This is a genomic window from Pseudomonas sp. HS6, from assembly GCF_023375815.1.
Lineage (GTDB): Bacteria > Pseudomonadota > Gammaproteobacteria > Pseudomonadales > Pseudomonadaceae > Aquipseudomonas.
Genome location: NZ_CP067412.1, coordinates 261,096 through 273,728, shown reverse-complemented (window position 1 = coordinate 273,728; position 12,633 = coordinate 261,096). Strand labels below are relative to the sequence as shown.

11 protein-coding genes and 2 tRNA genes are annotated in these 12,633 nt (G+C 59.7%); 4 read left to right on the top strand and 9 right to left on the bottom strand.

Annotated features, from left to right (window positions below):
• Positions 1–160: 160 nt before the first annotated feature.
• Positions 161–237: transfer RNA gene (locus JJN09_RS01345), tRNA-Met, on the bottom strand.
• Between the two features lie 209 nt (positions 238–446).
• Positions 447–523 (bottom strand) — tRNA-Met (locus tag JJN09_RS01340).
• 280 nt (positions 524–803) lie between these two features.
• On the opposite strand from JJN09_RS01340, the gene dinB reads away from it, so the two are divergent.
• Positions 804–1,865 carry a DNA polymerase IV gene (dinB, locus tag JJN09_RS01335; protein WP_249485132.1) on the top strand — a complete coding sequence of 354 codons (1,062 nt, stop codon included), beginning with the start codon at positions 804–806 and terminating at the stop codon, positions 1,863–1,865.
• A 48-nt stretch (positions 1,866–1,913) separates the two neighbouring features.
• On the opposite strand, the gene JJN09_RS01330 is transcribed toward dinB, so the two are convergent.
• The 4 genes from JJN09_RS01330 to JJN09_RS01315 all read right to left on the bottom strand — a co-directional run bounded on the left by JJN09_RS01330 (position 1,914) and on the right by JJN09_RS01315 (position 6,672).
• The gene (locus JJN09_RS01330) at positions 1,914–2,867 is read right to left on the bottom strand and encodes a hypothetical protein (protein WP_249485131.1); all 954 of its coding nucleotides are present in this window, start codon (positions 2,865–2,867) and stop codon (positions 1,914–1,916) included.
• A 17-nt stretch (positions 2,868–2,884) separates the two neighbouring features.
• The gene (locus tag JJN09_RS01325; RefSeq protein WP_249485130.1) at positions 2,885–4,600 is read right to left on the bottom strand and encodes a proline--tRNA ligase; all 1,716 of its coding nucleotides are present in this window, start codon (positions 4,598–4,600) and stop codon (positions 2,885–2,887) included.
• Between the two features lie 115 nt (positions 4,601–4,715).
• Positions 4,716–6,275: an AmpG family muropeptide MFS transporter gene (locus JJN09_RS01320; protein ID WP_249485129.1), complete on the bottom strand. Its 1,560-nt coding sequence runs from the start codon at positions 6,273–6,275 to the stop codon at positions 4,716–4,718.
• A 43-nt stretch (positions 6,276–6,318) separates the two neighbouring features.
• Entirely contained in the window at positions 6,319–6,672 is a 354-nt protein-coding gene (locus JJN09_RS01315) for an MGMT family protein (protein ID WP_085729882.1), read from the bottom strand.
• A 164-nt stretch (positions 6,673–6,836) separates the two neighbouring features.
• Between JJN09_RS01315 and JJN09_RS01310 the strand changes: the two genes are divergently transcribed.
• The gene (locus tag JJN09_RS01310; RefSeq protein WP_249485128.1) at positions 6,837–7,844 is read left to right on the top strand and encodes a DUF481 domain-containing protein; all 1,008 of its coding nucleotides are present in this window, start codon (positions 6,837–6,839) and stop codon (positions 7,842–7,844) included.
• Positions 7,845–7,966: 122 nt separating this feature from the next.
• Here the strand turns inward: JJN09_RS01310 and JJN09_RS01305 are convergent, their stop codons facing one another.
• Positions 7,967–8,176 carry a cold-shock protein gene (locus JJN09_RS01305; protein ID WP_002554837.1) on the bottom strand — a complete coding sequence of 70 codons (210 nt, stop codon included), beginning with the start codon at positions 8,174–8,176 and terminating at the stop codon, positions 7,967–7,969.
• A 354-nt stretch (positions 8,177–8,530) separates the two neighbouring features.
• On the opposite strand from JJN09_RS01305, the gene dcd reads away from it, so the two are divergent.
• Positions 8,531–9,097, top strand: coding sequence for a dCTP deaminase (gene dcd, locus JJN09_RS01300; RefSeq protein WP_096819549.1), 567 nt, complete (start codon positions 8,531–8,533; stop codon positions 9,095–9,097).
• Between the two features lie 106 nt (positions 9,098–9,203).
• On the top strand, positions 9,204–9,413 hold the full coding sequence (locus tag JJN09_RS01295) for a hypothetical protein (protein WP_096819548.1): 210 nt from the start codon (positions 9,204–9,206) through the stop codon (positions 9,411–9,413).
• A gap of 39 nt (positions 9,414–9,452) precedes the next feature.
• Here JJN09_RS01295 and pdeM read toward each other — a convergent pair whose 3' ends face one another.
• On the bottom strand, positions 9,453–10,109 hold the full coding sequence (pdeM, locus tag JJN09_RS01290) for a ligase-associated DNA damage response endonuclease PdeM (RefSeq protein WP_249485127.1): 657 nt from the start codon (positions 10,107–10,109) through the stop codon (positions 9,453–9,455).
• The gene (locus JJN09_RS01285; RefSeq protein ID WP_249485126.1) at positions 10,109–12,595 is read right to left on the bottom strand and encodes a ligase-associated DNA damage response DEXH box helicase; all 2,487 of its coding nucleotides are present in this window, start codon (positions 12,593–12,595) and stop codon (positions 10,109–10,111) included. The genes pdeM and JJN09_RS01285 overlap by 1 nt, the downstream gene beginning before the upstream one ends.
• Between the last annotated feature and the right edge of the window lie 38 nt (positions 12,596–12,633).

The following is a 12,633-nucleotide window of genomic DNA, read 5'->3' as shown; positions in this document are numbered from 1 at the left end:
TTGGATTGCAGACGTCTTGCCTGCGACTCAAGCATAGTCGCAAGTTGGCAGGTCTGAAGATCCTGAACGGTTCACTGCACAGTGACAGATCATTGTTGCGAAAGGACTTTTTCAACAGATACAAAAAAGGCCACTCTTTCGAGCAGCCTTTTTTGATGTTTGGTTGCGGGAGCCGGATTTGAACCGACGACCTTCGGGTTATGAGCCCGACGAGCTACCAGACTGCTCCATCCCGCGTCTGTGTGGCGGCATTCTACAGGCGAACGGCGGGGTGTCAACCGTTAATGCTGCGAAGGGTCAAATAAGCGTGAAAACGCGTCAATCCGTCGCGGGAGGGCGGTAAGTATCGGAATTGCAAAGGATTCCTGTTTGGCCCGGAGGATGCCTGAATGAAAAACAGACGCGCACAAAAAAGGCCACTCTTTCGAGTAGCCTTTTTTGATGTTTGGTTGCGGGAGCCGGATTTGAACCGACGACCTTCGGGTTATGAGCCCGACGAGCTACCAGACTGCTCCATCCCGCGTCTGTGTGTCGGCATTCTACAGAGGAACGCCGGGGTGTCAACCTTGAATCTGGATAAAATCTGTTCTGGTTCAATTGGTTAGCGATTTTCAGGGAAGGCTGGCGGGGTCGCAGGTCAGGCGGGGCAAGGGTTTCAGCTCTATTGGCAGGTCGATTTCGATTGAGAAAATAAATTCAAAGGAAGTTTCCTACCAATGGAAAAGAACCTTCATACCACTGGTGCTATATACAGGTGCCAGTGAGATACTGCCGTTCCGGCTTGCCATATTTCCTTTTCTGCCATGACTCAGCGAAAAATCATCCACGTCGACTGTGACTGTTTCTACGCCGCCATCGAGATGCGGGACGATCCGCGTCTGGCCGGCAAGCCGTTGGCGGTGGGTGGTTCAGCGGACCGGCGGGGGGTGATCGCCACCTGCAATTATGAGGCGAGGGCATACGGCGTACGTTCGGCGATGTCTTCCGGGCATGCCTTGAAACTGTGCCCGGACCTGACCATCGTCAAGCCGCGAATGGATGCTTACCGTGAGGCATCGAAGGAAATACACACGATCTTTCGCGATTACACCGACCTGATCGAGCCGCTGTCACTGGACGAGGCCTACCTCGATGTCTCGGACAGCGCGCATTTCGGTGGCAGCGCCACGCGAATCGCCCAGGACATTCGGCGCCGGGTTTCCAATCAATTGCACATTACGGTCTCGGCCGGCGTCGCGCCGAACAAGTTTCTGGCCAAGATCGCCAGCGACTGGAAAAAACCCAACGGCCTGTTTGTCATCACCCCTGACCAGGTCGAAGACTTCGTCAGCGGTCTGCCGGTGAGCAAGTTGCACGGTGTCGGCAAAGTCACTGCCGACAAGCTGGGCAAGCTCGGTATCAACGACTGCCTGCAACTGCGTGAGTGGGACAAATTGGCGCTGGTGCGTGAATTCGGCAGTTTTGGCGAGCGGATGTGGAGCCTGGCGCGTGGGATAGATGACCGTCAGGTGCATAACGACAGTCGTCGTCAGTCGATCAGTGTCGAAAACACCTACGACGTGGACCTGCCGGATCTGCGCAGTTGCCTGGACAAGCTCCCTGAACTGCTGGAAACCCTGAAAACCCGCATGGCGCGGATCGACAGCAGCTACCGCCCGGGCAAGCCGTTCGTCAAAGTGAAGTTTCACGACTTTACCCAGACCACACTGGAACAGGCCGGGGCAGGGCGGGATCTGGGCAGTTATCAGTTGATGCTGACGCAGGCGTTCAATCGGGGTGGCAAACCGGTGCGGTTGCTGGGGGTGGGCGTGCGGCTGGAGGATTTGCGCGGCGGTTTTGAACAGATGGAGTTGTTTGATCGGTAGGGCGCATAAAAAAGCCCGAAACAGGTTCGGGCTCCTATAAAGCAGCTTTCAGTTAGGACCTGGATCCGCCACCAATCGCCCGGCATCCTTGGTCAGAGACTTGAGAAACTCAGCCTGCAACTCGGGATCGTTACGCGTCAGCTCGATCAGGCTTTGCTCCAGCTCACTGGCTTCTTCTTCCAGACCCAGTTCCGACAGGCGCTTGACCCGGTGAACCCACTGGCTCACTTCGTCGTCTTCCAGATCATCGTAAATCAGCCCGTGTGCTTCCAGCAATTTGCCACGCAGGTGACTGCTGATCGTCAGGGACGAGTCGGAATGCACGTCGTCCTTGGCGTCTTCGACGCTGATTTGCAGTTTGCCCACGTGATTCAGATCGTTTTCGGCAAACGGACTGTCCAGCAGGTTCAATCGCAGCACGCCGTTACGGTCGGTGGTCATGTCGAAAGACTGCTTGCCAGCCTTGACCTGCACCGGACGCTCGCTCCATGGCAGGCTCGAATACTCCATGCGCTTGTCGCGCTGGACTTCATCGATTCCCGCCAGGTTTTGCTGCGCACGACCGTGGGACTGCACGTTCATGAACGGGTTGAGCCCGGCGAATCCGTAGCTCAGCCAGTCCTTGGTCACGCTGTCCGGCAGGGTGCCGAGGGCGAACACATTGACCACGTTGGCGCCGACGCCGGCCACCACCGCTACTGCACCCAGTGGGATCTCGTAGATTTCGCGCCAGGGTTGGTAAGGCGTGTAGCGGTCATAACGACGGGTGACTTCGAACTCGGTGACTTCGAAGGTTTTCTGCTCGTTGATCTTCACGCGTCGTTGCGGCAGCTCAAGCACCTTAGGCTCACCGACATCGATCTGCAGGCTGTGATCGAGCAACTTTCGCTCGACCCGCTCTTCGTGCTCGCTGCGCTGTGACATGTGATTGGCACAGCCGCTGACCAGCAGGGCGCCACACAGGGTGGCGCCTCCGAGGCCTAAGGTGTTTCGCTTGAACATGACGTCTCTATCTGGTTTCAGCGGCGGATACGGGCCTGAAGGAAGGACAGCACGTCGGCAACCGGCAGCGCTTGCGCCTGGCCTTCGGTACGGCTCTTGTATTCCAGGTTGCCTTCGGCGAGGCCGCGGTCACTGACTACGATCCGGTGTGGAATGCCGATCAGCTCCATGTCCGCGAACTTGATGCCCGGGCTGGTTTTCTTGTCACGATCGTCCAACAGCACTTCGAAGCCGGCCGCGGTGAGTTCCGCGTACAGCTTGTCGGTGGCTTCACGCACCAGCTCGGTTTCATAGCGCAGTGGTACCAGGGCGATCTGGAACGGCGCCAGGGTGTCGCTCCAGATGATGCCGTTTTCGTCGTTGTTCTGCTCGATGGCTGCAGCCACAACGCGGGAAACGCCAATGCCGTAGCAACCCATTTCCAGGGTCACAGGCTTGCCGTTATCGCCCAGCACTTCGCACTTCATCGCCTGGCTGTACTTGTTGCCCAGCTGGAAGATGTGCCCGACTTCGATGCCGCGTGCGATGGCCAGGGTCCCTTTGCCGTCCGGGCTCGGGTCGCCGGCCACGACGTTGCGCAGGTCGGCCACGGCCGGAACCGGCAGATCACGCTCCCAGTTCACGCCGAAGTAGTGCTTGTCGTCGATGTTGGCACCGATGCCGAAGTCGCTCATCAGCTCGACCGAGCGGTCGATGATGATTGGCAGCGGCAGGTTCAGCGGGCCGAGGGAGCCGGCGCCGGCGCCGATGGCGTCACGCAGCTCTGCATCGGATGCCATGACCAGCGGGCTGGCGACGCCAGGTTGCTGGGCAGCCTTGATTTCGTTCAGTTCGTGGTCGCCACGGATGACCAGGGCGATCAGCTTGCCTTCTTCTTCGGCATGCACGATCAGGGTCTTGATGGTCTTTTCAATCGGCAGATTGAATTTCTCCACCAGGGCCGCGATGGTCTTGGTGTCCGGGGTGTCGACCAGGCGCAGCTCTTCGGCCGGCGCAGCGCGGGAAGTTTCACGCGGTACGGCTTCGGCTTTCTCGATGTTCGCCGCGTAGTCGGAGCCGTTGCTGAAAACGATATCGTCTTCACCGGACTCGGCCAGCACGTGGAATTCGTGGGAACCGGCACCACCGATGGAGCCGTTGTCGGCTTCAACCGGACGGAATTTCAGGCCAAGACGTGTGAACACGTTGCAGTACGCCTCGTGCATGCGGTCATAGGTGACCTGCAGCGACGCCTGATCGGCGTGGAACGAGTAAGCGTCCTTCATGATGAATTCACGGCCGCGCATCAAACCGAAGCGTGGGCGGATTTCGTCACGGAACTTGGTCTGGATCTGGTACAGGTTGATTGGCAGCTGCTTGTAGCTGCTCAACTCGTTGCGCATCAGATCGGTGATCACTTCTTCGTGGGTCGGGCCCGCGCAGAAATCGCGACCATGACGGTCTTTGAAGCGCAGCAACTCAGGGCCGTATTCTTCCCAGCGACCCGATTCCTGCCACAGCTCGGCCGGTTGGGTGCTCGGCATCAACACTTCCAGAGAGCCGGCGGCGTTCATCTCTTCGCGAACGATGGCTTCTACCTTGCGCATTACCCGCAAGCCCATCGGCAGCCAGGTGTACAGGCCCGAGGCGAGTTTGCGGATCATGCCGGCGCGCAGCATCAGCTGATGGCTGATCACGACCGCGTCGGAAGGCGTTTCTTTCTGTGTGGCGAGCAAAAATTGACTGGTGCGCATGGTTGGCCGTTGTCGGTTGCTATGACTGGAAATGACGGAGCAGTGTACCGGCGAGAGCTGCCGACGTACAGAAGTGCAGGCCCGGCGGGAACCCTCCCGCGGGGTGCGAGATGTCTTACGACTCTTCGGCGACCGGCGTCGGTACGGGTTCCGGTGTCGGCGTCGGGCCTTCGCGGCGGCTCTCCTGGAACCAGTGCAGAGCGATCAGCACCAGGGTCGGTACACCGAGCAGCGCGGTGATCATGAAGAAGTTGTGATAGCCGAACTTCTCTACCATCACCCCGGAGTAGCCGCCGATGAGGCGAGGCAGCAGCAGCATGATCGAGCTGAGCAAGGCGTACTGGGTGGCGGAGAACTTCAGGTTCGTCAGGCTGGACAGATAAGCGACAAACGCCGAAGTGGCCATGCCCGAGCTGAAGTTGTCTAGGGAGATGGTCACGATCAACATCTTCAGATTCGGGCCCATGTCGGCCAGCATCACGAACAACAGGTTGGTGCCTGCCGATGCCGCGCCGCCAATGAACAGGATCGGCAGGATGCCGAAGCGCACGATCAACAGGCCGCCCATGCCGGCACCGACCAGCGTCATGATCAGGCCGAAGATCTTGCTGACGCTGGCGATCTGGTCCTTGGTGAAGCCCTGGTCGATATAGAACACGTTGGCCATCACGCCCATGACCGTATCCGACATCCGATAAGTCGCGATCAAGCCCAGCAACAGCAGTGCTTGCCAGCGGTAGCGCAGGATGAAGTCGTTGACCGGGGTCAGTACCGGCGCCAGTCCACGGCGGCCCATGGTCGAGAGGCACAGGCCGGTGAGCAGGGTATAGAGGATGGCGCGCAGGAAGGCCCGGTCTTCCAGCAGCAGGTCCAGCGGGCTCATGGTGCCGAACAGCACGCTGGCGAAATCGGTGTTGTAGAGCTGGGTGAACATGGCCGGTACAGAGACCAGCAGGACGATCAGCACGAACACCGACATCAGTTGATGCATGAAGGTATAGCGTCCGGCCTGCAATTGGGTGCGCAGCGGTACTGGCGGTTCACGCATCAGGAAGGTTGTGAGCAGGGCAGGGATCATCAATGCACCGAACAGCACGTAGGTGCCGGTCCAGGCGGAATGCTGATAGTTGAACCCGGTGGAGCCGAAGCCTTCGGCGAAGAACAAGGCGCCAGCGGTCGCGAGCAGGGCAGCGACCCGATAGCCGGACATATAACTGGCGGCCAGTGCGGCCTGGCGGTTGTCTTCGGCGATTTCCAGGCGATAGGCGTCGACAGCGATGTCCTGGGTGGCGGAGGCGAAGGCGACGATCACGGCGATGGCGATCAGCCAGGACAGGTGTTTCTGCGGGTCGCAGAAGCCCATGCCGATCAAGCCGAGGATCACCAGCGATTGCGAAAGCACCAGCCACGAACGGCGTCGACCCAGCTTGCCGAGCAATGGCAGGCGCCATTGATCGAGCAGCGGTGACCAGACCCATTTGAAGGCATAAGCCAGACCGATCAGGCTGGCATAGCCGATCGTCTCGCGGGCCACACCGGCTTCACGCAGCCAGACCGAAAGTGTCGAGAACACCAGCATGTACGGCAGGCCGGCGGCGAAACCCAGCAACAACAGCACGAGCGTCGAAGGACTGGCATAGGCGGCGAGCGCGGCGCGCCAGGTTTTACGGGGCATGGGCTGAAGTCTGCCTCAAGATTGCGAAAACAAAGCGCGCACTCTAACCGCTGTGCTCTACCGGACGCCAGCCATGGCGCCGAATATCCACACGATTGTTCAGGATCGTAACGCCCTCCATACGCAATCGTGCCCGCTGCTCATCCCCCGAAGGGCTGCCAACCGGCAGGCTGATCCGACCGCCGGCACCGAGTACCCGGTGCCAGGGCAGCTTTGTGTCGCCGGGCAGCTGGCTCAAGGTACGGCCGACCCAGCGGGCGGCGCGCCCCAACCCGGCCAGTTCGGCCAACTGACCATAGCTGACGACCTTGCCCTCAGGTACCTGGGCAAGGGTCGAGTAGAGTGCCGTGCGTCGGATTTGCGGATCGTTTTCGCAGGCTTGTATCGGGTCTGTCACGTGCGCCGTTCCTGAACAGGGTCGATTCATGGGGTAAAGGTTAATCCGTGATCGGGCAATTGAGAAATGAACTCAACAGAAATAGCCGAGTCATTCCTTGTCAGGGGATTATTCCTACGGATAATGCCGACCCTTTTTCGCAAACTTGAGCTCCCGATTCGCTTATGTTGTCCAGAACCCTGCTGTGCCTTGCTGTCTTCAGTGCGTCCACGCCCTTGCTTGCCGATACCGTCTGGTTGAAGAACGGTGACAAGCTTAGCGGCAAAATTACCCTGTTCGACGGCGGCAAGTTGCTGGTCCAGACCCAATACGCTGGCGCGGTCACCATCGACTGGAAGCAGGTGAAAACGCTGGAAAGCGATCAGGAATTGCTGGTCAAGCAGGACGCCTACAATGGCGAGAAAGCCAAGTCGCTGACCGCCGCCGAAGACGGCAAGGTCACCCTGGCCAACGGTGAGGCACCGAAAACCGTCGAGCTGGCGAGCATCCAGCAGATTCTCAAGCCAAAACCCGTGGTCGAGGATCTGGTCTGGAAGGGTAATGTCGATCTGGCCCTGGATTATCAGCGCGCCGAAAAGGACACCGACGACTACGACATCGGTTTCAAGACCTCCGCGCGTCACGGGCGCTGGCGACACACCGCCGAGGGCGAATACAACCGTGAAGTCCAGGATGAGGTGGTGACCACCAACAACTGGCGTGCCGAATACGCCCTGGACCGCTTCCTGACCGACAAGTGGTTCTGGCAGGGGCGTCTGAACTACAAGCGTGATTACGTCGAAGAGCTGTCGCGTCAGCGGGTGGTCGGTACCGGTCCGGGCTACCAGTTCTGGGATGACGAACTGGGGGCGTTCTCGCTCGGCTCGCTGCTCAACCGCACCGATTACGAGTACAGCGATGGCGGCAAGGACAACTTCTATTCCGTCGCGATGAAGTGGGACTACAACCGCTACCTCATCGGTAAAAAGGTTCAGTTCTTCACCACCGGCGAGATCGGCAAGCCACTGTCGGACGTCGCCAACTATGCGCTGGATTCGGAAGTGGGCCTGCGCTACAAGGTGACAGACTGGGCCTCGCTCAATCTCAAGGCCGAGCGTGACATCATCAGTGGTACCAAGGACGCTGATCTGAACAAGACCCGCTACACCGCCGGGTTTGGCGTGGCCTGGTAAGGTCATCCAGAAAAAGAATCGCAACCCTCATCAGGTTGCGATTTTTTTTGTCGGTACAAAACAGACGCCCACAAAAAAGCCCCGCTTTTGAGGGCGGGGCTTTTTACTAAAGAAGCTACAAGTTAGATAACTTGTACTTCTTCAGCTTGCATGCCTTTCTGACCGCGGGTAGCGATGAAAGAAACCTGTTGGCCTTCTTTCAGGCTTTTGAAGCCGTCGGATTGGATAGCTTTGAAGTGAACGAACAGGTCGTCACCGGATTGTGGAGTGATGAAGCCGAAGCCTTTTTCATCGTTGAACCACTTAACGGTACCGGTTTGGCGATTAGACATGGTGTAACTCCTTGAACAAAGATAACTGCGACTCAGGAAGAACCCTGGCCGAGACTGAGTGCAAAGAGCAGGAAAAATTCTTGTAGATGGTTGGATCGAAATTCAACATATCGTGTAGAGATTCTCAGTGACACAAGCAGCACAGTGGCGCCACCTTAACCCTTTTTCCGGAACGTGCCAATGCTTCTTGCGAAGGTTTCTCCGTTTTAAGGATCGGCGGTGTGACGGTTCGTCGCCAGGCCGCGTAATTCCCGCATGTTCGGCGAGAATTGCAGCGCGGACTTTGAACCCGGCGGCGCGCCCGGTAAGATGCCGGACAGATTTTTTCCACCTCGCTATTCAGGACACCCCGCCATGAGCATCAAATCGGACAAGTGGATTCGCCGCATGGCGCAGGAACACGGCATGATCGAGCCGTTCGTCGAGCGCCAGGTACGCGGCAGCGACGACAGCCGTGTGATCTCCTACGGTGTGTCGAGCTACGGCTACGATGTGCGTTGCACCAGTCATTTCAAGGTGTTCACCAACATCAATTCGGCCATCGTCGATCCGAAAAACTTCGACGCCGGCAGCTTCGTCGACGTTCACAGTGACGTCTGCATCATCCCGCCGAACTCCTTCGCTTTGGCCACGACCGTTGAATACTTCCGTATTCCACGCAATGTCCTGACCATCTGCCTGGGCAAAAGCACCTACGCCCGTTGCGGCATCATCGTCAACGTCACCCCGCTCGAGCCTGAGTGGGAAGGCCAGGTGACCCTGGAGTTCTCGAACACCACTAACCTGCCGGCGAAGATCTACGCCAACGAAGGTGTGGCGCAGATGCTGTTCCTCGAATCCGACGAGGAATGCGAAGTCTCCTACAAGGACCGTGCTGGCAAGTATCAGGGCCAACGCGGCGTGACCCTGCCGCGCACCTGAACCGCCCATCCGGCAGTTACCGGGAATTCTTCGGCAGGTAGACACTCTATGAGGTGTACTGCCCGTTTCGCGAACAGCGCAGCGGGCCTTCGCCGAGGAGTGCTCCATGAAGATCGATCCGCAAATCACTGCCGAACTGGCAAGGCTCGAGCCCAATCAGGTTGGCGTATTGGCCTGGTCCTTGTTGGCACACCCGCCCATCACCACGGCCGGCGGAATCCCTCACCAGCCCGATCCCGATACCCCCAACGAAGAGCCGACCGAACCCGGTGAACCGACGTTGCCGGACAAGCCTCCACCTGCGCCTGTGGCTTGATTGAATGTATGGCCCGTCGACTGAATCCTGAACAGGACTTCAGCCGACGGGCCATATTTCGTTGTCGCCAATGACAAAGATCCGACAGCTGCCTTCCTTCTCCACCGGATAACCTCCCGTGAACGCACCGAAGGCCGGCAGCAGACTGATGCGTTCTCCCAGCCTGAAACACGCCAGCCGCAAACGCTGGCGCCCCTTGCCGTTCAATCGATAAACCGGATGCACGTGCCCGGCGAGGACATGCCGTTCAGGATGTGGGTCAGGTTCGTGTTGCAACGCGAAGGGCCCGAGCAGCAATGGCTCCGGCACCACCCGTATGTTCAGCGTCTGCGGCGGATCACCGGCACGTTTATCGTGATTGCCGCGAATCAGCGTAATCGGCAGATCGGCATGACGCGCCCGCCACTGCGCCAGCTCATTCAAAGTGTCGGGGGCATGGGAGCCAGGCCCGTGCAGGAAATCGCCGAGAAAGATCAGTTGCCGGCACGGCAGTTTCGCCAGCAGCTGCTCAATCACGGCGATATTGCTCGCCGTGGTGCCCTGCGGAACCGGCTGCCCAAGACGACGGTAAGCGGCCGCTTTGCCGAAATGCACATCGGCGATCAGCAGCGCCTGTTGCGCCGGCCAGTACAACGCTTTTTCCGGCAGCAGCCAAAGCTCTTCGCCTGCCAGATGCACGGGGTAGGGCGCGTTCATCAGGATTTACCCGAGTCAGCGGTTTTCTCCAGATCGCCGACCATGCGCCGGATGCGGTCAGCGAGTTTTTCCGAACTCATGCTTTCGCGCATGCGCTCTACCAGTAATGGAAAGCCGAGCGGCGTAGGACGTTTGATCAGGTGCATGTCCAGTTTCATCCGGTTGATCCGCTCCAGTGTCTGTTCCAGTCGACGAATATCCAGTTCTTCACGCAGGACTTCTTCCCCGGCCTGAGCCAGCAACAGATTGTCGGCGTCGTATTGTTTGAACACTTCGAAAAACAGCCCGCTGGAGGCCTGCACCTGACGGGTGCTTTTCGGTGCGCCCGGGTAGCCGGCAAACACCAGGCCGGCGATCCGAGCGATTTCTCGGAACCGTCGCAACGCCAGTTCGCCGGCGTTGAGGCTGGCCAGCACGTCCCTCAATAAATCTTCGGGACTGAGCAGCGCGCTATCCAGTTGCACAGACCAGTCAACGTGCGTGGCACTGAGCAACTCCAATCCGTAATCGTTGACAGCAATCGAGAAGGTCACAGGCAGGCGCTGGCTGACCCGCCACGCCAGCAGGCTGGCCAGCCCCAGATGCACTTGTCGACCGGCAAACGGGTAGAGGAAAAGGTGCCAGCCTTCGCGGGATTTCAGCACTTCGGCCAGCAGATTGTTCACTGTCGGCAGGCCCGACCAGTGCATCTGGGTTTCCAGCAACGGTCTCAAAGCCTGCATTTCCGGGCCGGCAAACTCGCCTTGTGCTGCGGCGCTGAATCGGCTGACCACCGCTTCGGCGAGTTCGCTGGACAGCGGCATGCGCCCCCCGTTCCAGCGCGGCACGGCGGCTTTTTTCGCCGTGCTGCGCTTGACGTAGGCGGTCATGTTTTCTACCCGCACCAGTTCCAGCAAGCGCCCGGCGAACAGGAAACCGTCGCCGGGTTTGAGGCGGGCGATGAAGCCTTCTTCTACGCTGCCCAGTTGCTTGCCGCCTCCGCCCTTGCTCCAGAATTTAAGGTGAATGCTGGCATCGCTGACGATGGTGCCGATGCTCATGCGATGGCGGCGCGCCAACCGTGCATCGGGGACGCACCAGATCCCGTGCTCGTCCGGCTCGACCCGGCGGTAGTCCGGGTATGCGGTCAGCGACATTCCGCCGTGGCGTACGAACGCCAGCGCCCAGGCCCAATCCGCATGCGTCAAGTCGCGGTAAGCCCAGGCGCCACGGACTTCTTCGTACAGCTCATCTGGAACAAAACCACCACCAAGCGCCATGCTGACCAGATGCTGCACCAGTACATCCAGCGGTTTGTGCGGTGAGAGTCGCGGTTCGATCCGCCGCTGCGCCACGGCATCACGGGCGGCAGCGGCTTCGATCAGCTCCAGGCTGAGGGTCGGCACCAAAGTGACCCGCGAGGTTCTACCGGGCGCATGACCCGAACGCCCAGCGCGCTGCATCAAGCGGGCCACACCTTTGGCCGAACCGATCTGCAGCACGCGCTCCACCGGCAGGAAATCCACCCCCAGATCCAGGCTTGAAGTACAGACCACGGTTTTGAGTTGACCATTCTTCAACGCCTGCTCGACCCAGTCCCGGGTATCGCGGGACAGCGAGCTGTGGTGCAGCGCGATCAACCCGGCCCAGTCCGGCCGCGCTTCCAGCAAGGCCTGATACCAGATTTCCGATTGCGCCCGGGTGTTGGTGAACACCAGGCTGCTAGCGCAGTCCTCAAGTTCGGCGACCACCTGTGGCAGCATTTTCAGACCGATGTGCCCGGCCCAGGGAAAACGTTCGATCTGCGGTGGGAGCAGGGTGTCGACCTTGAGCGACTTTTCGCTTTGCCCCTGAACACTCACGCCACCGCCCTGTGGGATCAGTACCTGTTCGGCGTGGGACTGATTGCCGAGCGTCGCGGAAACGCCCCAGACGATCAGCCCCGGATGCCAGCGCCGCAACCGGGCAAGGGCCAGTTGCAGTTGCACGCCGCGTTTGTTGCCGAGCAATTCGTGCCACTCATCCACTACGACCATGCGCAACGTCGACAGCGCCGTTTGTGCGTCGGCGCGGGCGAGCATCAGGGTCAGGCTCTCCGGGGTGGTGATCAGCGTGGTCGGCAGGCGCCGGTTCTGGCGGGCGCGTTCGCTGCTGCCGGTGTCGCCGGTGCGCAGGCCGATGCTCCAGGGAATGTGCAGATCGTCGAGCGGCGTTTGCAGGGCACGCGCGGTGTCGGCGGCCAGCGCGCGCATCGGCGTGATCCACAAGACGGTCAGCGGTTCGGCGAGCGGAGGTCGTTTACGGGGAGTTTCAACAATAGGCCCGGAGCGGGCAAGCCGATTGAGCGCAGCAAACCACACTGCATAGGTTTTACCGGCGCCCGTGCTGGCGTGCAGCAGGCCGGATTCGCCCCGTTTGACCGCCGCCCACACCTGTTTCTGAAAGGCGAACGGCTTCCAGCTGCGGGCGCTGAACCAGTGTTTGGCGAAGTCGGTGGAAGTGCCCATGCCGGCGACGTGTGCTCTGAAGGTGTTCCTTCAGTGAC